22 protein-coding genes are annotated in these 21,661 nt (G+C 41.9%); 19 read left to right on the top strand and 3 right to left on the bottom strand.

Annotated elements, in window-relative coordinates; all coding sequences use genetic code 11:
- Nucleotides 1-618: 618 nt before the first annotated feature.
- The 18 genes from lexA to L3V43_RS21790 all read left to right on the top strand — a co-directional run bounded on the left by lexA (nucleotide 619) and on the right by L3V43_RS21790 (nucleotide 18,313).
- Nucleotides 619-1,233, top strand: coding sequence for a transcriptional repressor LexA (lexA, locus tag L3V43_RS21875; RefSeq protein WP_102057673.1), 615 nt, complete (start codon nucleotides 619-621; stop codon nucleotides 1,231-1,233).
- 360 nt (nucleotides 1,234-1,593) lie between these two features.
- Nucleotides 1,594-2,736 carry a cytochrome c oxidase subunit II gene (gene coxB / locus L3V43_RS21870; protein ID WP_010604340.1) on the top strand — a complete coding sequence of 381 codons (1,143 nt, stop codon included), beginning with the start codon at nucleotides 1,594-1,596 and terminating at the stop codon, nucleotides 2,734-2,736.
- Nucleotides 2,736-4,310, top strand: coding sequence for a cytochrome c oxidase subunit I (ctaD, locus tag L3V43_RS21865; protein WP_102057672.1), 1,575 nt, complete (start codon nucleotides 2,736-2,738; stop codon nucleotides 4,308-4,310). Before coxB ends, ctaD begins: the two co-directional genes overlap by 1 nt.
- Entirely contained in the window at nucleotides 4,310-4,888 is a 579-nt protein-coding gene (locus L3V43_RS21860; RefSeq protein ID WP_102057671.1) for a cytochrome c oxidase assembly protein, read from the top strand. The genes ctaD and L3V43_RS21860 overlap by 1 nt, the downstream gene beginning before the upstream one ends.
- Nucleotides 4,878-5,753 (top strand): cytochrome c oxidase subunit 3, encoded by an 876-nt coding sequence (locus L3V43_RS21855; protein WP_102057670.1) that lies wholly within the window; start codon nucleotides 4,878-4,880, stop codon nucleotides 5,751-5,753. Before L3V43_RS21860 ends, L3V43_RS21855 begins: the two co-directional genes overlap by 11 nt.
- Nucleotides 5,754-5,967: 214 nt before the next feature.
- Nucleotides 5,968-6,696, top strand: a complete 729-nt coding sequence (locus L3V43_RS21850) for an SURF1 family protein (RefSeq protein WP_010604343.1) — start codon at nucleotides 5,968-5,970, stop codon at nucleotides 6,694-6,696.
- Nucleotides 6,689-7,180 (top strand): transmembrane cytochrome oxidase associated protein, encoded by a 492-nt coding sequence (locus L3V43_RS21845; protein WP_102057668.1) that lies wholly within the window; start codon nucleotides 6,689-6,691, stop codon nucleotides 7,178-7,180. The genes L3V43_RS21850 and L3V43_RS21845 overlap by 8 nt, the downstream gene beginning before the upstream one ends.
- A gap of 9 nt (nucleotides 7,181-7,189) precedes the next feature.
- Complete coding sequence (locus L3V43_RS21840; RefSeq protein ID WP_237117380.1) at nucleotides 7,190-8,203, top strand: COX15/CtaA family protein; 1,014 nt, start codon at nucleotides 7,190-7,192, stop codon at nucleotides 8,201-8,203.
- On the top strand, nucleotides 8,187-9,086 hold the full coding sequence (cyoE, locus tag L3V43_RS21835; RefSeq protein WP_029215745.1) for a heme o synthase: 900 nt from the start codon (nucleotides 8,187-8,189) through the stop codon (nucleotides 9,084-9,086). The genes L3V43_RS21840 and cyoE overlap by 17 nt, the downstream gene beginning before the upstream one ends.
- The gene (locus tag L3V43_RS21830; protein ID WP_010604347.1) at nucleotides 9,083-9,676 is read left to right on the top strand and encodes an SCO family protein; all 594 of its coding nucleotides are present in this window, start codon (nucleotides 9,083-9,085) and stop codon (nucleotides 9,674-9,676) included. The genes cyoE and L3V43_RS21830 overlap by 4 nt, the downstream gene beginning before the upstream one ends.
- Nucleotides 9,677-9,831: 155 nt before the next feature.
- Nucleotides 9,832-10,104, top strand: coding sequence for an STAS domain-containing protein (locus L3V43_RS21825; protein ID WP_010604348.1), 273 nt, complete (start codon nucleotides 9,832-9,834; stop codon nucleotides 10,102-10,104).
- Between the two features lie 9 nt (nucleotides 10,105-10,113).
- Nucleotides 10,114-10,476 (top strand): response regulator, encoded by a 363-nt coding sequence (locus L3V43_RS21820; RefSeq protein ID WP_010378447.1) that lies wholly within the window; start codon nucleotides 10,114-10,116, stop codon nucleotides 10,474-10,476.
- An 18-nt stretch (nucleotides 10,477-10,494) separates the two neighbouring features.
- Nucleotides 10,495-12,585 carry a chemotaxis protein CheA gene (locus tag L3V43_RS21815; RefSeq protein WP_237117381.1) on the top strand — a complete coding sequence of 697 codons (2,091 nt, stop codon included), beginning with the start codon at nucleotides 10,495-10,497 and terminating at the stop codon, nucleotides 12,583-12,585.
- Nucleotides 12,582-13,103 carry a chemotaxis protein CheW gene (locus tag L3V43_RS21810; protein WP_010604350.1) on the top strand — a complete coding sequence of 174 codons (522 nt, stop codon included), beginning with the start codon at nucleotides 12,582-12,584 and terminating at the stop codon, nucleotides 13,101-13,103. Before L3V43_RS21815 ends, L3V43_RS21810 begins: the two co-directional genes overlap by 4 nt.
- 1 nt (nucleotide 13,104) lies before the next feature.
- Nucleotides 13,105-15,792, top strand: a complete 2,688-nt coding sequence (locus L3V43_RS21805; protein WP_237117382.1) for a methyl-accepting chemotaxis protein — start codon at nucleotides 13,105-13,107, stop codon at nucleotides 15,790-15,792.
- A gap of 51 nt (nucleotides 15,793-15,843) precedes the next feature.
- The gene (locus L3V43_RS21800) at nucleotides 15,844-16,674 is read left to right on the top strand and encodes a protein-glutamate O-methyltransferase CheR (protein ID WP_237117383.1); all 831 of its coding nucleotides are present in this window, start codon (nucleotides 15,844-15,846) and stop codon (nucleotides 16,672-16,674) included.
- Nucleotides 16,661-17,275, top strand: a complete 615-nt coding sequence (gene cheD, locus L3V43_RS21795) for a chemoreceptor glutamine deamidase CheD (protein ID WP_010604353.1) — start codon at nucleotides 16,661-16,663, stop codon at nucleotides 17,273-17,275. The genes L3V43_RS21800 and cheD overlap by 14 nt, the downstream gene beginning before the upstream one ends.
- Nucleotides 17,276-17,284: 9 nt before the next feature.
- Nucleotides 17,285-18,313 carry a chemotaxis response regulator protein-glutamate methylesterase gene (locus L3V43_RS21790; protein WP_237117384.1) on the top strand — a complete coding sequence of 343 codons (1,029 nt, stop codon included), beginning with the start codon at nucleotides 17,285-17,287 and terminating at the stop codon, nucleotides 18,311-18,313.
- Nucleotides 18,314-18,346: 33 nt separating this feature from the next.
- Here L3V43_RS21790 and L3V43_RS21785 read toward each other — a convergent pair whose 3' ends face one another.
- Nucleotides 18,347-19,390, bottom strand: a complete 1,044-nt coding sequence (locus tag L3V43_RS21785) for a polysaccharide deacetylase family protein (RefSeq protein WP_237117385.1) — start codon at nucleotides 19,388-19,390, stop codon at nucleotides 18,347-18,349.
- A gap of 27 nt (nucleotides 19,391-19,417) precedes the next feature.
- On the opposite strand from L3V43_RS21785, the gene L3V43_RS21780 reads away from it, so the two are divergent.
- A complete protein-coding gene (locus L3V43_RS21780; RefSeq protein ID WP_010604356.1) occupies nucleotides 19,418-20,686 on the top strand; it encodes an MATE family efflux transporter in 1,269 nt (422 codons plus the stop codon).
- 10 nt (nucleotides 20,687-20,696) lie between these two features.
- On the opposite strand, the gene L3V43_RS21775 is transcribed toward L3V43_RS21780, so the two are convergent.
- Entirely contained in the window at nucleotides 20,697-20,975 is a 279-nt protein-coding gene (locus tag L3V43_RS21775) for a hypothetical protein (protein WP_102057664.1), read from the bottom strand.
- On the bottom strand, nucleotides 20,975-21,550 hold the full coding sequence (gene nfuA / locus L3V43_RS21770) for a Fe-S biogenesis protein NfuA (protein WP_010378467.1): 576 nt from the start codon (nucleotides 21,548-21,550) through the stop codon (nucleotides 20,975-20,977). The genes L3V43_RS21775 and nfuA overlap by 1 nt, the downstream gene beginning before the upstream one ends.
- Nucleotides 21,551-21,661: the final 111 nt, after the last annotated feature.

Below are 21,661 nucleotides of genomic sequence, written 5' to 3'. Positions count from 1 at the left end.
ATCCTACTTCGTAGCGAGCCAGGGCCAAATAAGAGGTTGATGAAAAGCGTTCATCCATGAACTTCATCGACATTCGAACATCCATGTACATCAAAACCCGTTGCAGCAATGCGACGGGTTTTTTGCTATGTGTGATTTAAAAACCTCGCGAGGTAAACTCGCTCCTACCACAGTATAGGCACAGTGCAACATGGTGGGAGGTGGTTCACCCGCCGATGGCTTGCAATGAAAGTTTCGGCTCAAAAATAATGTGGAACACCCATGTACATCAAAACCCGTTGTAGCAATGCGACGGGTTTTTTGCTATTTGAGGTATAGAAATTTGAGATATAAAAAGCCTCGCCAGATTTTCTAAACCTAAGTAAATGCGCTCCCACCACAGTATCAGCACAGTGCAAAATGGTAGGAGGTGATTTATCAGCCCTAAATCTTAATAATCCTTATTTCGTAGAGTCGTAGGTTATGCTCTGAAGCACAGACTTCGATTCTTGTTTAATGCTGATCTAATTAATGCTATCAATAAATACACTTAAAATATGGCGAAGAAAGAAACATTTGCGATTTTTTTTGAGCTGTATATACTTACAGTAAATAAACCACTGTATGGAATACCAGTTAATGCGTCCTCTAACAAAACGACAAGAACAAATCTTTGAATTAATAAAAGTATTCATAAAAGATACAGGCATGCCTCCAACTCGTGCTGAAATAGCTGATGCTTTGGGTTTTAAGAGTGCAAATGCAGCGGAAGAGCACCTGAAAGCGCTTGCGAAAAAGGGAGTTATCGAAATGGTCCCAGGCGCAAGCCGAGGGATTCGACTTGTAGAGGATGAATCAGAACAACTTGGTTTGCCTATTATTGGTCGTGTTGCTGCTGGTGAGCCTATTTTGGCAGAGCAACATGTAGAAAGCCACTGTAATGTAGATGCTAGTTTTTTTAAACCTAATGCTGATTACCTTTTGAGAGTTAATGGTATGAGCATGAAGGATATTGGTATTATAGATGGTGACCTATTGGCTGTTCACAGAACTCAAGTGGCAGAAAATGGGCAAGTGATAGTTGCTCGTGTAGAAGAAGATGTGACTGTTAAACGCCTTGAAAAGAAAGGAAAGAAAGTTTTTTTACATGCTGAGAATGAAGAATTTAAAGCGATTGAAGTAGATCTAGAACATCAAAATTTCTCCATTGAAGGGTTAGCTGTCGGTGTTATCCGAAGTGCAGACTGGATGTAGTTTATGAGAGCGAGCGTAGCGTTAAATATAAAGTTGCGCTTGCTTTAACTATATTTTGTTTAGAAAGTAATAATTAACTTTTCTAACTGTGTGAAAGTTAGATAATTATAGTGACTTTAATCATTTAGTAATATTTTTAGTTTTCTGATCTTTATACACTATTTTTCATCATTCTTCGTTTTACTCCCTATAGTCCCCAGTTTTGATTCTAAAGTCGGTCTTCTCGAAAATCTTGCAATTTGTTTGTTTTTTGACTAATTGGTTAATAGTCGTGCAGTAAGTCTATGTACAAATAGACAATATGACAGTCATCCAATAATAACAAGAGACAACCACGAGTTGTCTTGAAGGAGACGTCAAATGAAAATTTGTCGATTAGTTGTAGCATTCATCGCGGTGCTAATCGCCATGCCCTCACTTGCTAACAGCGCTTACAATATGAGGCAAGGTGTTACAGACATTAGTCATCAAGTGTATGAGCTTCACATGACCATATTTCTAATATGTTGTGTCATTGGAGTGATTGTATTTGGGATTATGTTTTGGGCGCTTATAAAACACAGAAAGTCAAAAGGCGTTGTTGCAGCGCAATTTCATGAAAGCACCAAAGTGGAAATACTTTGGACTGCAATTCCCTTCCTGATACTCATTGGTATGGCAATACCAGCCACAAAAACGCTTATTGCTATGGAAGACACGAGTAAAGCTGATCTGACCATTAAGGTCACAGGCTCTCAGTGGAAATGGCACTATGAGTATATGGGGCATGATGTTGAGTTCTATTCTTTGCTCTCTACTTCGAAAGATGAAATTAGTGATCTTAAAGAAAAAAATGAAAATTACCTGCTTGAAGTTGATAAGCATTTAGTTATTCCTACAGATAGGAAAGTCCGCTTTTTGATGACCTCGGATGATGTCATCCATTCTTGGTGGGTGCCTGATTTTGCGGTGAAGAAGGATGCCAATCCGGGATTTATAAATGAGGCATGGGCAAAGGTAAACGATGAGGGAATTTATAGAGGCCAATGTGCTGAATTATGTGGCAAAGATCATGGCTTTATGCCAATCGTCGTCGAGGCCGTAAGTCCTGATAAATTTGATAGTTGGCTTAACGATGCTAAAGCTGAAAAAGCAAAAGCAGAGGCGGAGTCACAGGCAGTTGCGCAACAAACTCTTTCGAAAGAAGAGTTAATGGAGGTTGGGGAACAAACTTACATGGCTTATTGCGCAGCTTGCCATCAACCAACTGGGCTTGGGCTACCAGGAGTCTTCCCTGCAATGAAAGGAAGTAAAGTCGTCACTGGAGATATTAAAGCTCATATAGATATTCTACTTTTAGGTCGCCCAGGAACTGCGATGCAATCTTTCGCAAAGCAATTAACAATTAAGCAGATCGCGGGGGTGATCACCTATAAAAGAAATAGCTGGGGTAATGACACTGGCGATGTTATTCAGCCAAGCCAAATACAGCGTGAGATAGATGCACTAGAGGAGGGTAAGTAATGAGTGCCATCGTAGACGAACATTCACACCATACAGCTCCCAAAGGCTTAAAGCGCTGGCTGTTTACCACCAATCATAAAGACATTGGAACACTGTATTTATTGTTCTCACTAACCATGTTTTTAATTGGCGGTGCTATGGCGATGGTGATCCGAGCCGAGCTTTTCCAACCTGGGTTACAGCTTGTAGATCCGCATTTTTTTAATCAAATGACGACCGTGCATGGACTAATAATGGTATTTGGCGCAGTAATGCCCGCATTTACAGGTCTTGCCAACTGGATGATCCCAATGATGATTGGTGCTCCTGATATGGCGTTACCGAGAATGAATAACTGGAGTTTTTGGATACTACCCTTTGCATTTGCAATTTTACTGATGTCATTATTTTTGGAAGGCGGCGGGCCTGCTTTCGGTTGGACTTTTTATGCGCCACTATCTACAACGTACAGCAATGACAATACTGCATTTTTTGTTTTTGCTGTTCATATAATGGGCATTAGCTCTATTATGGGTGCTATCAACGTTATCGTGACCATCGTCAATCTTAGAGCTCCAGGTATGACATGGATGAAGTTGCCTTTATTTGTCTGGACCTGGTTGATAACTGCATTTCTTCTGATTGCAGTTATGCCGGTACTTGCTGGCGCCGTAACTATGGTGCTGACCGACAAGTTCTTTGGAACGAGCTTTTTTGATGCAGCAGGTGGTGGTGATCCTGTTATGTTCCAGCATATATTCTGGTTTTTTGGTCATCCTGAAGTGTACATCATGATATTACCTGCCTTCGGCATAATCTCTACTATAGTACCGACATTTTCAAGAAAGAAACTATTTGGCTATGCATCAATGGTTTATGCAACCGCTTCAATTGCACTGCTGTCGTTCGTCGTTTGGGCTCATCATATGTTTACAACGGGTATGCCTTTAGCTGGTGAGTTGTTTTTTATGTATGCAACTATGCTCATTTCAGTGCCTACTGGCGTTAAGGTTTTTAATTGGGTAGCTACAATGTGGCGAGGTGCTATTAGTTTTGAGGTGCCTATGCTTTTTGCTATTGCATTCATCGTACTTTTCACAATTGGTGGATTTTCCGGTTTGATGTTAGCGATTACTCCCGCCGATTTCCAATATCACGATACCTACTTCGTTGTCGCGCATTTCCATTACGTGTTAGTTACGGGAGCTGTGTTCTCAATAATGGCCGCCGCATATTATTGGTTACCAAAGTGGACGGGGCACATGTTTGATATCAAATTGGCTAAATTTCACTTTTGGCTCTCCTTGGTTAGTGTGAACGTATTGTTCTTCCCAATGCACTTTGTTGGTCTTGCTGGCATGCCAAGGCGGATCCCTGATTATGCTCTACAGTTCGCTGATTTCAACGCGATCATTAGTATCGGAGGGTTTGCATTCGGTCTTTCTCAACTGTTGTTTGTTGCAGTGGTTTATAAATGTATAAAAGGTGGAGAGCAGGCCTCTGGGAAAGTATGGGATGGGGCAGAGGGATTAGAGTGGCAAGTACCATCTCCGGCTCCTTATCATACCTTTTCAACGCCACCGGAGATTAAGTAATGCAACATGGCCGCCTGCTTAAGAAGCTTATTTTGTTGACGCTAGGTATGTTTGCTTTTGCCTTTGCACTGGTTCCTCTATATGACGTTTTTTGTGATGTCACAGGCCTAAATGGTAAGCCATCCATGGAAATCGCAAAGCAGAGCGAGTCAATTGCACAAAGTCGACAAGTAGATGTGAGCTTCACAACGCATAGTCAAAGCCAGGCGCCATTTAAGGTCGATGCAGTCGAGCATTCGGTTAGTGTTCAACCCGGTAAGCTAACCGATGTCAAATTTATTGCAAAAAACTTGAGTGATAGTGAGCGTGTGTTGCAAGCGATCCCTTCAGTGTCCCCGGGGAAAGCTGCAAAGTATTTACACAAAATGGCCTGCTTTTGTTTTGATCAGCAATCAATGAAAGGCAAAGAAGAAGTTGAGTTTGTCTTGAGGTTTTATGTAGATACGGAGCTACCAAGTGATGTTGAGGAACTCACGCTTTCATATACGTTGTTTGATATTACAGAGCGAGTTAGCAAACAAGACAGTGATGGACTGAATATGCTAGTTGCTCGAGAGGAGTTCAAATATGAACCATGAACAAGAAAAATATTACGTGCCTGAGCAAAGTCCATGGCCAATCGTCGGGGCTTTTGCACTTTTCTTTATCGCTGTTGGCGCTGGCTTAACGATTATTCAACTTAAATCAACCAGTAATAGTGGAGTAATGCTACTGCTCGTGGGTATTGCTGTGCTGATCTATATGATTTTTGGTTGGTTCAGGAATGTGATCCAAGAATCTCAAAATGGGTTATATTCTGCCCAAATGGATCGTTCGTTCAAGCAAGGAATGGGATGGTTTATCTTTTCCGAGGTTATGTTTTTTGCTGCTTTTTTTGGTGCACTTTTCTATGCACGAATGATAGCTGTGCCGTGGTTAGGCGGTGCAAGTAATAATGCCAGTACCAATGAGGTTTTATGGCCTCAATTTGAAGCTGTATGGCCATTGCTCACAACTCCAGATGGAACTGTCACTCAAGCTATGGGTTGGCAGGGACTTCCACTGATCAATACGATTATTCTATTAGCATCATCAGTAACCCTTAGCTTTGCTCATGTAGCTTTAGAAAAAGAGCAACGGGCGAAAGTAAAGGCGTTCTTGGGATTAACAGTACTACTTGGCGTCGCATTCTTAACCTTGCAAGTGGAAGAGTATATTCACGCTTACCAAGATCTGGGGTTAACTCTCCAGTCGGGGGTTTACGGTAATACATTCTTTTTACTGACAGGATTTCATGGCTTTCATGTCACTCTTGGCGCGATTATTCTTTTCGTTATATGGATCAGGGTGTTGAAGGGCCACTTTACCGCTAAGAACCACTTTGCTTTTCAAGCTGGGGCTTGGTATTGGCATTTTGTTGATGTTGTTTGGTTGTGCCTGTTTGTATTTGTTTATGTGTTGTAACAACGGGTGAAGAGTGTAGTTTTATAAAGCCAAATTGAGCAGCAAGACAGATTAGAAGTACGACAGCTATTGATGCATAAACTCTTTGTTGCAATAGCCTCGCCATCGACTCTTGTTGCTCTGACTTGAGCATGACTAGCATAGCTCTAAATAGATTTAGAAAAACGAGTAGTAGCAGTACAACAATAATAATTTTAATCATAAGGGGTGTCCGATGGATTTAGGTGCACTTTTTAAAGGTAGATCAAAACCCCCCATATTGGCAGCATTAATAGTTGTTCTTTTATGTGGCTCGCTCTCTTATTGGCAGTGGCAAAGAGCACAGCAAAAACATGTGTTGCAGCATAAAGTTGAGATTGAAAAATCGCTAGGTGTAGCTAATGAGCAGCAAGTAACATCCCAGCAGCTAACGCAATATGTTAATGCTGAAGTGTCGATTACAGGGAATTTTGTAGGCGATGCGGTTTGGTATTTAGATAATCAAGTCGTGAAAGGCCGAGTCGGTTTTGATGTAATTGGCATTATTAAAATTTCCGAAACTGATGAGTATCTAGCTGTGAATTTGGGTTTTGTGCCACAGCAAGCTAGTCGCGTGCCTACCGTTTTCTCTCTTCCAAGTGGTACCGTTTCTCTACCTGTCTATATCAAATCTAGTGCTAGTAAGCGGTTCACCTTAGCTAAGTCTGCGGCAGAGGAGGCAACAAAACAATCTGTGATCCAATATATTGATGTTGATTACTTATCTGCGGAGTCAGGTAAACCTCTTTTACCTCTAATTGCCTACATGACTAAAAACAGATTTGCCGGGACTGAGCCCCATTATCAACCGGTAGTAATGTCACCGCAAAAACATGAAGCTTATGCTTTACAGTGGTTGCTTATTGCCTTGGCTGCGGTAGTAATTGGCTGGAAACTTTCAAAAAAGGAGAATAAAAATGTCTAAAAGTGCGGCATGGTTTATAGGGCTGTTCGTATTCCCCTTACTGTTGGCATTTGTTGCCCTGAAGGTAGGCTGGATACCACATAGCACGACTAATCACGGTGAATTTTTAAGTCAGGAGGTTCGCCAATCAGAGCTGGTTTTAGATACTGAGTGGAGTATCGTTTACCAGCGACCAAAACAGTGTAATAAGCAATGTTCTTTACTACTAGATAGCTTACCTAATTTGTATTTAGCGCTGGGGAAAAACCAGCAGAAAGTATCGCTTGTGGTATTACAAGAGCGAAATGAAAAAGGTATTGAGTACGCTACTTCTTTGCCGATATACCTCAACCAGTTAGACGAAAATTATCTCTATTTGGTTGATAAAACAGGGTTATTTGTACTCAAGTATGCACCAGTAGCAAGCTTAGAAGAAATGCGAAATGTGCAAAAAGGGCTACTGAGTGATTTGAAGAAATTATTGAATTACTCTCGTTCAAGTTAGGAGGTAAATATGTCCAAGGTAAAAATAAAAATCGCAATATTTGCCTGTTTCGTCGCAATAACTGTAGTGACACTTGGCGCCTTCACACGTTTAAGTGACGCGGGACTTGGGTGTCCAGATTGGCCTGGGTGTTACGGCTTTTTGACAGTACCAAATGAGACTCATGAACTATCTGCGGCTAAAGACAATTTTCCACATTTAGAAGTGGAAGCAGAAAAAGCTTGGATTGAAATGATCCATCGCTATTTTGCCAGCTTCCTCGGGTTACTTATTTTGGCACTTGCATGCATAAGGCTGTTCAAAAAGCAAAATACAGAAAGCCCTAACCGTCACTACTATCTACTGCTATTGCTTGTGTTATTTCAAGGGGCACTTGGGATGTGGACCGTGACGATGAATTTACAGCCAGTCATTGTGATGGGTCATTTACTAGGTGGGTTTAGTATTCTTGCATTGCTGGTGTTATTGGTTTTAAGGCTGAAATACAACACTATTACAGCTAGTGTAACCAGCCTTACCTGTCGTTTATGTTATGTGGCTCTTGGTGTGTTGATTATACAAATTGCGCTTGGTGGGTGGCTTGCAGCCAATTATGCTGCTCCACATTGTACAGGGCTGCCACTATGTGACAACCTTCAGCTTTTCTCTTGGCAGAGCTTATTTACGCTTCCTGAAGCTTCAGCGACCTACGAGTTTGGAGTGTTACCGTTTGAATCTAGAGTATCTATTCACTTTATCCATCGGGTTTGGGCAGTTGTTACCGTTTTAACGCTACTTGCTGCATGTTGGCCACTCCTTAGAGCTGGTCAAAACCACTTACTCCGACATTCAGCGCTTGTCGTTTTAGCTTTAGTTTCTATACAAGTTTTGGTGGGGGGGGCAATCGTACACTTCCAATTTCCTCTGTTGTTGACCTTATTCCATAACTTCATGGCAGCAATGGTGTTATTAGCAATGGTGAAATTGTGTTTCTTTATCAGCTTGGCGCAAAAAGTAGGAGTAAAACATGCTTCAATTAACTAGTTTTTCAGAGCTTCAAAAAGCAACTACTTTATTCAAAGCCTACTTTGGCATGTGTAAGTTCAAAGTAGTATGTATGTTGGTTATTACCGCTTGGGTCGGGATGATGTTAGCACCACAAAGTGATAAAACATTATTGGCACAATTAATGAGTTTGTTTGGCATTGGTTTGCTTTCGAGTAGTGCAGCAGCTGTAAATCATATCGTGGATAGAGAAATAGATAAAAAGATGGCGCGAACACGAAACCGACCGTTAGCGACAGACTCTGTTTCTGTATCATCAGCTTTAATCTTTGCGATAGGCCTCGCAATTTCTGGGTATGCTCTATTAACTATTTTCGCCAATCAGTTATGTGCGCTACTTACCTTAGCCGCGCTATTCGGTTATGCCGTGATTTATACGTTATTGTTAAAACGCGCAACACCTCAAAACATAGTAATTGGGGGGTTAGCAGGAGCGATGCCACCCCTGTTAGGTTGGGTCAGTGAGACTGGTCAGCTTGGTGCAGAGCCTTGGTTGTTAGTAATGATCATTTTTGCTTGGACACCTCCCCACTTTTGGGCATTAGCTATTGCTCGTAAACGAGACTACGAAAAAGCCGAAGTCCCCATGTTACCAGTAACGCATGGAAACGAATTTACAAAACTCTGTGTGCTATTTTATACCATCATTTTGACTTTAGTCTGTTTGCTCCCTTATCTAGTGGGAATGTCTGGTTGGATCTACTTGTTGGTCTCTGGTATGGCAAATGTCGCTTTTATTTACAAAGCGACAAAGCTTATGAGAACAAATAGTTTAGAGTATGCTATGAGGGTATTTTATTTCTCTATCTGGCATCTTTTGATAGTGTTCATTGCACTTTTTGTGGATAAAGCATTTATATGAAAAAATTTCTGTTAATTATCTCTATGTTAACTTTGTTTGGTTGTGGGCCTGCACCAGATGTGTCGGAAAAAGTGGTTTGGTACCCAAAGCCTAAGGACGTTAAAGCGTTTGAATTAAGGGATCAACACGGTGCGATAGTCTCAAACCAAGACTTTACCGATAAATGGAATTTGCTATTTTTGGGCTACACGAGTTGTCCCGACGTGTGTCCGATGACGCTGTTGAAATTAACTCACGTATATCAATCTGTAAAAAATAAAGGTGACTTACAAGTATGGTTTGTATCGGTCGATCCCAACCGAGATACTGAAGAAAAGCGTTTGGCCTACATCAAGCACTTTGATCCTGATTTTAAAGCGGTATCTGCCGAGCATTCTGCTTTATTTCCGTTTGTGAGAGATCTCGGTTTAATATACGCAATAAATCAGGAACAGACAGAAGAGTATTATGTTGATCATAGTGCGTCTGTAGCATTAATTAACCCAAAAGGTCAGCTTGAGGCTATTTTCAAACCTACACATACAGTGGGAGCTGTCCCTACAATCGATGACAAACTACTTCTTGCTGACCTTGAGAAGATCATCAATTAGTCTTATAGCGACACTGGTCGACCCTAGTGTCGCTGCACTATCTTACCTCTAACGCTTTAATTATTTGCGGATTTTTAATCAATCTTTGTGGCATTTTTACCATCACGGTCTAAGCTAATTTTATTACTCATTTTTACAAGGATAGTCTTCAGCTCATGTTGAAACTTCCACCTGAAATGGCGATTAACCATGTGGAAAGCCTGTACCATCAGATTTTCCAAGACTCTATGGAAACATCAGACATCACGATTGATATTAGTGAAGTGCAAAGGGCCGATACAGCATCTATACAACTGCTCTGTGCCGTACAGAAACACTTGCTCTCGTTAGAACATAAAATTGTATGGCATGGTGAAAGTGACGCTTTAGCGCAGGCTGTCAATGAGTTGGGATTAACCCATTATTTATTCCATAGTATTGAAAATTAAGAGGTGAATATGAAAAAGATTTTAGCTGTGGATGATTCGGCGTCAATGCGCCAAATGGTTGGCTTTACTTTGAAAAAAGCAGGTTTTGATGTTACGGAAGCCAAAGATGGCAGTGAAGCGCTATCTATTGCCAAGCAACAAGGGTTCGATGCCGTGATCTCTGATGTAAACATGCCTGTAATGGATGGGATCACACTTATTAAAGAGCTGCGTAGCCTACCCAACTATAAGTTCACCCCTTTACTAATGCTGACCACCGAGTCGGGGTTAGATAAAAAAACAGAAGGTAAAGCGGCGGGAGCAACTGGTTGGATAGTGAAGCCATTCAACCCTGAACAACTACTAGCGGTATTGAAAAAAGTCATAAGATAGATACAGAGAGGCGTCGATATGAGTATTGATTTAAGCCAATTTTTTGATGTCTTTTTTGAAGAAAGCTTTGAAGGCCTAGACATAATGGAAGCTGAGCTGCTGAATTTACAGCCAGGCCATGAAGACTCAGAAACGATCAATACTATATTTCGCGCAGCACACAGCATCAAAGGTGGCAGTGGAACATTTGGTTTTACTTCTGTCGCTAACTTCACGCATGTGTTGGAAACCTTACTCGATCAAATCAGGGATGGGCGTCGACAGTTGACCGCTGAACATGTCAATTTGCTGCTCCAATCCGTTGATTGTTTAAGGGCCTTACTAACCGCATTACAAGCCGAAGAAGAGCCAGATCTTTCCAATGCGAATGAGTTGAAAGTTAAATTTGAAGAGATTTTAGGTGGTAAAGAGAGTGTTAGCTCAGATACTGCCGATAGCATACTTCAAGGGCAAGAATCTCAAACCTATCAAATAGACTTTAAACCGCTCCCCCACTTGTTTAAAACCGGTAACGAACCGCTCTATATGTTAAGTGAGCTATCAGAATTGGGGGATTTAGAAACTCATGCGTTTTGTGATGCAATACCTGAAATTGATGACTTCAATCCAGAGGATTGCTACCTCAGTTGGCGGTTATACTTAACAACCAGTCATCCAGAGTCGGCGATTAAAGAAGTATTTGAGTGGGTTGAGGATGATGCTGAAATTTCTATCACCTTATGTGGTGGTTTATTTGAAGATGATGTGAGTGTCTCCACAACGCCAGCACCAGAGAGTGAGAAGAAAGAAGCGTCGAGCAACGACACTCAAAATATTGATGTACCAAAAACATCCTCAGCGACAGCGACAAAGGCTAAGCCTGAGGCTAGCAAGAAATCAGCAGAATCGACTTCGATCCGTGTTGGGATTGATAAAGTTGATTCGCTTATCAATATGGTAGGGGAGTTGGTTATTACCCAAGCTATGTTGACTCAATTAGGCGAGCAAGAACCGACCGAAAATACGCTTGCTGCGATGCAAGAAGGCCTCGCTCAATTAGCCCATAATACGCGAGATTTACAAGAAAATGTAATGCGGATCAGGATGTTACCTATTAGTTTTGTCTTCAGCCGATTTCCTCGTTTAGTAAGAGACACATCACAGAAGTTGAACAAACAGGTTGAGCTAAAACTGCTAGGAGAGCAAACAGAATTAGATAAAACCGTGATGGAAAAAATTTCCGATCCTATGGTTCATTTAGTAAGAAACTCTTTGGATCACGGTTTAGAAACACCGGAAGACAGAATAAAAGCCGGAAAAGATCCTGTGGGTACGGTGACACTGAATGCTTTCCACCAAGGTGGAAATATTGTGATTGAAATCATGGATGATGGCAGAGGCTTGAATACCGAAAAAATAAAAAGTAAAGCAATTGCCAATGGCCTAATTCAAGCAACTGATGAGCTGACTATTGAAGAGGTTAATGAACTTATTTTTAGGCCTGGGTTTTCAACAGCCGATGAAGTGAGTGATATCTCTGGTCGCGGCGTGGGTATGGACGTTGTTCGAAGAAATATTCAAGCATTAAACGGCAGCGTTGAAGTAACTTCAGCAAAAGGGGTTGGCTCAACGTTTACAATTAGATTGCCATTAACGCTGGCCATTCTGGATGGTCAACTGGTTAAAGTTGCAAAGCATACCTACATCATTCCACTTATTTCTATTGTTGAGTCTTTACAAATAGATATTAAAAAAGTGAGCAAAGTAGGTAATGGCTTAGAGGTGCTACGGTTACGAGATGAATACATACCAATACTAAGGCTATATCAATTATTTAATCATGGTGGTGCAATAGAAGAGTTGGATAAAACACTGTTAGTGGTTGTTGAGAGTGATAATCACAAAGTGGGGTTGTTGGTAGATGATTTACTGGCACAACAACAGGTCGTTATTAAAAGTCTCGAAGCGAATTATCAGAAAGTAAATGGGATCTCAGGGGCGACAATTTTAGGTGATGGTAGAGTCTCTTTAATTGTTGATATTAGTGGCCTTATCAAGCTAAGTGGCTTAAAGCGTCCAGGAACTCAAGAATTATTAGTAGAACAAGAGTTAGATGAGGTGGTGTCATGATCACTGAAAAAGCCTCGATTAATGAACAAGTCATGCTTGCAGACAGAGATGACGATACACAATTTCTCACCTTTATGATGGCGGGCGAAGAGTATGGCATGGATATTCTGGCCGTACAGGAAATCAGAGGGTGGGAAGAAGTCACTGCAATTCCAAATGCTCCTAAGTATGTGAACGGTGCGATTAATTTACGTGGCACGATAGTACCAATCATAGATTTAAGGATTCGATTCGGCTTACCGCAAATCGAATATGGAGCTCTAACTGTGGTTATCGTTGTCTCTGTTGTAATAAAAGAGGCAACAAAAATTATGGGGTTAGTTGTTGATGCTGTTTCTGACGTATACAGCATCAACGAAGAAACAGCGAAGGATGTTCCAGATTTTCAAGACTCGGAAAATAGTCAATTTGTACAAGGACTTGTAAATGTTGGTGAAAAAATGGTCGTACTTTTAAATTTGAAGAAGATATTAGATCTTGAAGTCAAGCAGAATGAGCAATTGGTTGTCGGGGGATAACATGAGCGATCAAGCATTAGCAAGTCAACTCAACAATAGGGTTCTGATTGCGGGTGCCATAATATTTGTGGGCTTGGCAATTAGTGTTCAAATGTTGAATATTAATATGTCTACACAAGCCTATGTGGCTATGGTTATAGCAGCTGTCAGTGTGGTGCTGGCAATTTTACTACTTAAGCAGAGCGCAAATATTCTGCTTTCTAAGTTACAAGATGTTGAGGAAATTGTTCCCGCGATAGAGAGTAAAGATGCTAGCTTACTCGATGCAAGTAATGCGTCACGTCAATCATCCTTATACAAAGCGGTTGCTAATTTATTAAATGGTGACGCAGTAGATAGTCAAGATCATAGCCATAGTTTGTTGCTAGCTTTAAAGGTCTGTCAGGCCAATGTTATGCTTGCAGATGCTTCTCTCAATATTGTGTATTTGAACGATTCCGTAACCAGTATGCTGCGTAAAAATCAGGCTAAGTTACAGCAAGAATTGCCTGGCTTTAATGTGGATAGTTTGATTGGTGCAAACATTGATACATTTCATAAAAACCCCAGCCATCAGAGAGGCATCCTAGCTAATTTGACCCGTCCATATGTCACACAAATCAAAGTGGCAGGTTTGACCTTTGATCTTATTGCCACGCCTGTTTTCGATGATGAAGGGCAAAGGATCGCGACTTTAGTTGAGTGGAAAGACCTTACAAGAGAATTAGCGCTAGAGAAAAAGCAGGCGGACTTGGCGAGTCACAATGCTCGTATATCGAGCGCGCTGGACGTTTGTCAGGCAAACGTAATGCTAGCGGACGAAGGATTGAATATTATTTATGTTAATGATTCGGTTGTGCGAATGTTGAGAGACAATCAAACGCAGCTTAGAAAATCATTACCGAACTTTGATGTGGATACGCTTGTAGGGCAATGTATTGATGTGTTTCATGCGAACCCTAGCCATCAAAGAAATCTGCTTGAGAAACTGAGTGATGTATACAGTACAGATATCAAAGTTGCTGGCTTCACCTTTGGTTTAATTGCGACCCCGGTGTTTGATGAAGAGAAAAAGCGGATTGGTACCGTTGTAGAGTGGGACGACAAAACAGAGCGTTTAGTTCGTGAAGAAGAAGAGAAAACTGCCGCAGCTGAAAACTTACGCGTCCGAAGAGCATTAGACAACGTTTCAACGAATACGATGATAGCAAATGAGCAGTTTGAGATCGTTTACTTGAATCGCGCAGTGAAAGATATGATGAGAAATGCTGAGAGCGATCTAAGGCGTGACCTGCCTAATTTTGACAGTAACCATCTTATGGGGGCGAATATTGATGTATTCCACCGCAACCCAAGTCATCAACGCAGTATGCTTTCTCGGCTCGAAACTGAGTATAAAACGGAAATCGTTGTCGGCGGAAGAACCTTTGGTCTAGTCGCCAACCCGATATTTGATGGCAATAATGAACGCGTGGGCACCGTTGTCGAATGGGAAGATAGAACCAAAGAAGTTACGATTGAGAAAGAGGTGAATGGCCTCGTTCAGTCGGCTAACGCTGGTAACCTTAGTGTTCGTTTATCAGAAGATGGGAAAGATGGCTTCTATTTAAGACTAACCAAAGGGTTAAATAGTTTAGTGTCTACTGTCGATGAGACTGTTACAGACATGGGGGATATGTTAGACGCATTGGCGACTGGTAATTTGACTAGGCGTATTGAAGGCGATTATCGCGGGGCTTATGAAAAGCTTAAAAAAGACGCAAACACCACTGCTGAGAAGTTAACCGAAATGCTTGGTCGCATACGTACATCTGCAAATCTAGTTGCCAGTGGTGCAGATGAAATATCTCAAGGAAACGCAGATTTGAGTCAGCGGACCGAGGAGCAAGCCTCCTCACTAGAGGAAACCGCCTCTAGCATGGAAGAAATGACGAGTACCGTTAGACAAAATGCAGATAACGCGAAAGTCGCGAATGAATTGGCTGAAGATACTTGTGACAAGGCGACTAAAGGTGGTGAAGTAGTCACACGCGCAGTTGAAAGCATGTCTGAAATTAATGATTCAAGTAAGAAAATTGCCGACATTATAGGTGTTATTGATGAAATTGCTTTCCAGACAAACCTATTGGCATTAAACGCAGCCGTTGAAGCTGCTAGAGCCGGAGAACAAGGTCGAGGCTTTGCAGTGGTCGCGGGTGAAGTGCGTAATCTAGCTCAGCGTTCTGCAGCTGCGGCGAAAGAAATTAAGGACCTGATCAGAGACAGTGTAAGTAAGGTTGAAGATGGTAGATTACTGGTTAATGAGTCTGGTGAAACGCTAAAAGAAATAGTTGAGTCTGTTAAGCGGGTGACAAACATGATTTCTGACATTGCTGAAGCGTCGATTGAGCAGAGTTCAGGTATTGAGCAGGTTAATAAAGCAGTGTCACAAATGGATGAAATGACGCAGCAAAATGCTGCCTTAGTTGAAGAAGCGTCAGCCGCAGGGGAATCGATGGCTGAGCAAGCAAATGATATGAGAAGATTATTAAACTTCTTCACTCTTGATGAATCTTCACACCGTAGCTTAGAAATAACTGAGTCGCCGAAGAGCTTTAAAGCGCCAGAAAAGCAGTTACCAAAACGGACAATGAACTCCAGTAAGCCCCCGCAGCAAAACTCGAGAAGTAATCAGTTTGCAGATGATTCGGAAGAGTGGGAAGAGTTTTAGGGTTAGGCAATAGACCAATTCCTTAGTGGGGTTGGTTGAAGGAATACGACGATGCGAGAGTTTCTGTTGACCGATAAGGATTTTTCCGAAATTTCGGCTCGGGTCTATGACACATGCGGCATAGTACTCGGGCCGCATAAAAGGGAAATGGTTTACTCAAGGTTGGCAAGGCGCATAAGAGCCAATGGGCTAAAATCATTTGAGGCGTATTTATCTTTTTTAGAAGAAAATCAAGATGTTGAATTTAGTCATTTTATCAATGCAATTACGACTAATTTAACTTCATTTTTTCGGGAAAATCATCACTTCGAATTTCTAACAAAGAAAATAGTTCCCGAAATTATTGCCAGACACAAGCACGACAGAAGAGTCAGGATCTGGTCTGCCGGGTGCTCCACAGGTGAAGAACCCTATAGTATTGCGATGACCATTGCGAATGCTTTTCCAAGTGGTTGGGATGTCAAAGTACTGGCAACAGATTTAGATTCCAATGTCTTGGGCAAAGCGAGTCTTGGAGAATATACGGCAAATAACGTCACGGGTTTAGATGAAGATAAGCTCAAAAAATGGTTTCTTAGAAGTGCTGATGGAGCAATGTATAAAGTGAAGCCTAAATTGCAATCCTTCATCCATTTTAAACGACTTAATCTTCTAGAACCATGGCCAATGAAAGGGCCCTTTGACGTTATTTTCTGTCGTAATGTCTTAATTTATTTTGATAAAGAAACCAAAGACAAACTCTTTGAGCAATATCATGACATGTTAGTTCCCAATGGTTACTTACTTATCGGGCATTCCGAAACGATGGGGAAAGAGCACCTAGAATTTAAAAACCTAGGTAAAACCATTTATCAAAAAGGCCAGTTGAATGAGAGAGTTTAGACCTGTTCTCAGAGGATTCGAACATGTAAAACGCTTTTGGGATTCAGGACGTTCTAAAGTCGTTGCAAAAGTACTACCTGGGGAGTTTTATGTATCTAAGCAGGACGAATTGATTTCGACGGTATTAGGGTCTTGTATTGCAGCTTGCGTATATGACGAGAAATTGGGGATAGGTGGTATGAATCACTTTATGTTACCCGGAGCGAAAGCGCTACGAGAAGTACATGCGGATGACCTAAATTGTCGTTATGGTAACTGGGCGATGGAGTATCTGATAAATGAAGTACTCAAAAATGGTGCGTCTAGAAGCAATTTAAAAATCAAACTTTTTGGCGGTGGAAAAATTATTAGCGCAATGACTGATATTGGGGAAGGGAACATCAGGTTTGCTCAAGCCTATGTGGAAGAGGAAAGTTTGAATTTAATTTCACAGGATGTAGGTGGCCCCTGGCCAAGAAAAGTTATCTTTCATCCTCAAAGTGGCAAAGCGCAAGTGAAAAAGTTACGAACCATGCACAATAACACAATTGAACAACGTGAAGTGCGTTACTTACATGACATTGAGGCTCAAGACAATAAAACGGATATTGAGCTATTTTAGGTGTGAAATATGATCAAAGTTCTGATTGTTGACGACTCGCCGTTAATTCGTGGGTTGTTAAAAGAAATACTAGGTCAGGCGGATGGTATTAAAGTCGTTGGCACCGCGGAAGACCCTTATGAAGCTAGAGAGCTCATTAAATCTACTTCGCCTGACGTATTAACTTTGGATATAGAAATGCCAAAAATGAATGGCATTAATTTTCTTAAAAACTTAATGCGTTTAAGGCCTATGCCTGTTGTGATGATCTCTACGTTGACCCAAGAGGGCTCACCCGCCACGATAGAAGCACTAGAGTTAGGTGCAGTTGATTTTATTTCTAAGCCCACCAGCAATGTTGCTGATACCTTAATGTCTTATTCCGATTTACTGGTTAAGAAGATTAGAGTAGCGGCTGGTGCAAGAGTGAGGGCTTTTAAAGCACCAAAACAGGAAAGCGAATTAGAAATTGGCCGTAATTATACATTTTCGCGTAATACTATTTTAGCCATAGGTGCCTCAACTGGAGGAACTGAAGCGATCAGAGAAGTGCTTATGCGATTACCAACACACGCGCCTCCTGTTGTTATCACCCAACATATCCCACCAGTTTTCAGTACCTCATTCGCGCAAAGAATGGATCGCACCTGTGCGGTATCAGTCAAAGAAGCGGAAGATGGTGATGTTTTATTACCAGGTCATGTGTTTATAGCACCGGGAGACAAACATCTCAAGGTGGCACACACTGCAACCGGATATGTCTGCCGATTAGATGATACTGAGCCTGTTAATCGTCATAAACCTTCCGTTGAAGTGTTATTTAACTCCCTTGTGCCAATGGGGAAGCATGTTTGTGCTGCTATGCTCACGGGGATGGGTAGTGATGGAGCAAAAGCAATGCTAGCTTTGAAAGTCGCTGGTGCTAATACATTTGCACAAGATGAACTAAGCTGTGTAGTATGGGGAATGCCTAGGGCAGCGTACGAGCTTGGTGCAGTGCAAAGTCTGGTACCTTTGAGTAAAGTGACTGAAACCATGCTGAGCGCGGTTAAAAAGTAAGGGTAAGAGCTAATTTGTTCCTACCCAAAGCTGTTATTTTTCAATAACCCAAGGTTGTGAAAACCAATAATACCGTCCTGTGTATTTGATTGAAGGCGCAGTACAGTTATATCGTGACCGTCCTATGGATAGTGCTTTCGGGGTTTGGATACGTACGCTGGTTTCTGATAGCCACGTCAGCTCAGCTTGCCCAACACCTGAAACGTAGCATGCAAATTGACTCTGATGAAAATCCTTATTGTTAAAATGCAACGTGATTGCTGGGGTTTTATTGTTCGTGACGCTATCAAGGTACTCTAATTTTTGTAGAGAGAACGCTTTGGTCTCGAGCTTAGTTTTTAATGTTTCTAAGTTGCTGTAGTTTCCCGATGCGGGAAAGCGAGCGATACGTGTAAAATCTGAAGAAATACCAACCGCACCAGAGTGTTGCCCAATACCAATAAGTCCAAGCTCTGCTACTAGCTTTTGTAATTCATGATTAAATTCGCCGTACGGGTATGCGAGGTAGGGGTAATCGTGGCCAATTTCTTCTTTAATTCGCTGTTGTGACCATGTGATATCGTGCTCAACACGCGCACGCCACTGTGCCACTGTTTCATTTTTTAGTTTGAGATGGAGGTAATCGTGCTTAGCACTATGATTTGCGATAATAGCCCCGCGTTTTGCTAATGCCCTCAGTTCATCCCACGTCATGACATAGCTTTTCTTTTCGTCAATAAGTTGAGGGTTGACGAAAATCGTATAGGGAAAGCCAAAAGATTCCAGGATCGGGGCCGCCGCAGTGATATTGTTTTCATAGCCATCATCAAAGGTGATAGCTAACGTTTTTTCTGGTAAAGACTTACCCGACTTCAGGCTATCTAACAAATGTGGTAAAGGTATCACCGAAAAACCATGTTCTTTAATGTGGTTAAGATGAGATTTAAAGGTTTCTTCACTCACGCTGGTGACCGCTGGGAGTTTCTCACTCACGTGATGATACTGTAAGATAACCGCACTCCAACTATTTGCTGAAAATAGGGCCAAACCAAAAATAATATGTTGTATCAATTTCTTAAATGCCATAAAGCGCAACATCTGAGCCTCTTACTACTTGCAGGTCCGATGATACTATCAAATATTACGGTGCCACTGTTAGGATTAGTCGATACGGCAGTAATTGGTCATATGGGGGATGCGCATTTTTTGGCTGGGATTGCGCTTGGCTCTAGCGCTATCTCGGTACTATTTTGGCTTGCAAGTTTTCTGCGAATGAGTACAACAGGAGTGATCGCTCAATCAAGCGGCCAGCAAGACCATGACAAGCTAACACGTTCACTATATACCAGTATGCTCATTGCGCTGCTCTTCGCCATGAGTTTGATTGTGTTATCTCCTCTGCTGATCCAAGTTATTGCTCAGCTTTCAAATGCTTCTAGTGAAGTATTTGAGCAAGCAAAATTATATTTTCAAATCCGTGTATTTAGTGCGCCTGCAGCAATGTTAAACCTTGTGCTGCTGGGCTTTATGCTTGGGATGCATTACGGGCGAGGGCCATTCTATCTGGTGTTGTTCACAAACATAGTGAATATAGCTTTGGACATTTTATTTGTTGTCGGATTTGAGTGGGGAGTAGCAGGCGCAGCTTGGGCTTCACTGATTGCAGACTATTCGGCATTAGGCTTATCCTTGTTTTTGAGCGCATTGGTCGCAAAGCGTCACGGTATTACGTTGAAATTCACTCTACCAAAGCGCGCACAGTGGATCAGTTTACTCACCTTGAATCGTGATATTTTTATTCGTTCCTTGATCTTACAACTCTGCTTTAGTTTCATGACTTTCTATGGCGCAAGGCTTGGTGAGATCACACTAGCGGCCAACGCTGTCTTACTGAATTTTTTGATGTTAGTCAGCTTTGCGATGGACGGTATTGCTTATGCTGCGGAGGCTAAGGTCGGCAGAGCAAAAGGACAAGGCTCGTTGGGGCAATTGCAATTATGGGTAAAAGTAAGCCTGTTTTGGGGGGCCGCATTTGCGCTTTTATACAGCGCTATTTTTTACCTAGCTGGTGGCTGGATCATTAGCTTATTAACCAATATCCCCGAAGTGATAACGTTAGCAGGCACTTACTTACCTTGGTTGGTGCTATTACCTTTGATTGCCATGAGTTGCTTTTTATTTGACGGTATCTTTGTGGGGCTTACTCGTGCTAAAGAAATGCGAAACAGCATGTTAGTTTCTGCGGTATTCGGTTTCTTCTTGCCGTTTTTGATTGCATTGCCACTCGGTAATCATGCGCTCTGGCTTGCGATGAGTTGTTTTATGGGGTTGCGTGGATTGACTTTGGCATATAAATATCATCAGCTCTCTCGAGAAGCTGCTTTACTCGAATAATGGAGCTGCGTTAAGCAAATGGGTCGTTATCTTTTAGGGCTTGGCGGCGTTTTTCTCTGGCTTCTATCACTTGAGAAAAGCGATTAGAAAAAATACCAATATAACCGTAAAAGGCACAGCACAAACCAGGAAGTAAAAGCACTAAACCTGCGATTTGAAAGCGATGATCTTGATAATAACCCAGTGCGATTAAAGCACCCGCGAGTAACACAATAACAAGGCCAAAAAGGAAAAATTTGAGGCTTCGCTTAGGGTGAGACCCTAAGCGATAAATGAGGGTTTTGCTCATTAATAGTAAGAGTGTTCGCCACGCGCGTGCTCTGTGATGTCACGTACGCCATTGATCTCTTCAAACTTAGCGATCATCTCTTTTTCGATGCCCTCTTTCAATGTGACATCAATCATTGAGCAGCCGTTACAACCACCGCCGAATTGAAGTACTGCAATACCATCTGCGGTAATTTCTACTAGGCTAACTTGACCACCATGATTGGCCAATTGTGGATTTACTTCTGTCACAAGCATGTGCTCTACGCGTTCAGCTAGGCTCGCATCGTCACGTAATCGTTTAGCTTTGGCATTCGGTGCCTTAAGCGTCAACTGACTCCCCATTTTATCGGTAACGAAATCGATATCGGCTTCTTCTAAAAATGGTGCACTTTCTTCATCAACGATGGCTTCAAAACCATTAAACGGTAAGCGGATATCGCTTTGTTCAACGGCATCTGCTGGGCAATATGACACGCCACACTCAGCTTGAGAGGTGCCTGGATTAACCACGAAAACCCTAATATTGGTGCCTTCAGCCTGATCGGCTAATAGTTTCGCGAAATGGCTTTGGGCAGAATCTGAAATATGGATCATAATTCGCTCTATACTTGACTAAATTACTCGGTTAATACGTATCATACTCTCCTCGTCGTGTTGTCGCTAGTGTTCGGCGTAAAAATTTGGCAATCGGCGGTGTGCTTGTTA

Source organism: Pseudoalteromonas sp. L23 (assembly GCF_021728455.1).
GTDB lineage: Bacteria > Pseudomonadota > Gammaproteobacteria > Enterobacterales > Alteromonadaceae > Pseudoalteromonas.
Note: the sequence above shows the minus strand (reverse complement) of the source record. Positions and strands in the feature narration are given on the sequence as shown.

Coding starts and splice junctions, on each gene's coding strand:
- L3V43_RS21820 (WP_010378447.1), top strand. CDS start 10,114: ATGAAAAAGATTTTAGCTGTGGATGATTCGGCGTCAATGCGCCAAATG.
- L3V43_RS21805 (WP_237117382.1), top strand. CDS start 13,105: ATGAGCGATCAAGCATTAGCAAGTCAACTCAACAATAGGGTTCTGATT.
- L3V43_RS21850 (WP_010604343.1), top strand. CDS start 5,968: ATGGATTTAGGTGCACTTTTTAAAGGTAGATCAAAACCCCCCATATTG.
- L3V43_RS21810 (WP_010604350.1), top strand. CDS start 12,582: ATGATCACTGAAAAAGCCTCGATTAATGAACAAGTCATGCTTGCAGAC.
- cyoE (WP_029215745.1), top strand. CDS start 8,187: ATGCTTCAATTAACTAGTTTTTCAGAGCTTCAAAAAGCAACTACTTTA.
- L3V43_RS21860 (WP_102057671.1), top strand. CDS start 4,310: ATGCAACATGGCCGCCTGCTTAAGAAGCTTATTTTGTTGACGCTAGGT.
- L3V43_RS21825 (WP_010604348.1), top strand. CDS start 9,832: ATGTTGAAACTTCCACCTGAAATGGCGATTAACCATGTGGAAAGCCTG.
- coxB (WP_010604340.1), top strand. CDS start 1,594: ATGAAAATTTGTCGATTAGTTGTAGCATTCATCGCGGTGCTAATCGCC.
- lexA (WP_102057673.1), top strand. CDS start 619: ATGCGTCCTCTAACAAAACGACAAGAACAAATCTTTGAATTAATAAAA.
- L3V43_RS21840 (WP_237117380.1), top strand. CDS start 7,190: ATGTCCAAGGTAAAAATAAAAATCGCAATATTTGCCTGTTTCGTCGCA.
- L3V43_RS21830 (WP_010604347.1), top strand. CDS start 9,083: ATGAAAAAATTTCTGTTAATTATCTCTATGTTAACTTTGTTTGGTTGT.
- L3V43_RS21775 (WP_102057664.1), bottom strand. CDS start 20,975: ATGAGCAAAACCCTCATTTATCGCTTAGGGTCTCACCCTAAGCGAAGC.
- L3V43_RS21790 (WP_237117384.1), top strand. CDS start 17,285: ATGATCAAAGTTCTGATTGTTGACGACTCGCCGTTAATTCGTGGGTTG.
- L3V43_RS21785 (WP_237117385.1), bottom strand. CDS start 19,390: ATGTTGCGCTTTATGGCATTTAAGAAATTGATACAACATATTATTTTT.
- ctaD (WP_102057672.1), top strand. CDS start 2,736: ATGAGTGCCATCGTAGACGAACATTCACACCATACAGCTCCCAAAGGC.
- L3V43_RS21845 (WP_102057668.1), top strand. CDS start 6,689: ATGTCTAAAAGTGCGGCATGGTTTATAGGGCTGTTCGTATTCCCCTTA.
- L3V43_RS21815 (WP_237117381.1), top strand. CDS start 10,495: ATGAGTATTGATTTAAGCCAATTTTTTGATGTCTTTTTTGAAGAAAGC.
- L3V43_RS21800 (WP_237117383.1), top strand. CDS start 15,844: ATGCGAGAGTTTCTGTTGACCGATAAGGATTTTTCCGAAATTTCGGCT.
- nfuA (WP_010378467.1), bottom strand. CDS start 21,550: ATGATCCATATTTCAGATTCTGCCCAAAGCCATTTCGCGAAACTATTA.
- L3V43_RS21855 (WP_102057670.1), top strand. CDS start 4,878: ATGAACCATGAACAAGAAAAATATTACGTGCCTGAGCAAAGTCCATGG.
- cheD (WP_010604353.1), top strand. CDS start 16,661: ATGAGAGAGTTTAGACCTGTTCTCAGAGGATTCGAACATGTAAAACGC.
- L3V43_RS21780 (WP_010604356.1), top strand. CDS start 19,418: ATGATACTATCAAATATTACGGTGCCACTGTTAGGATTAGTCGATACG.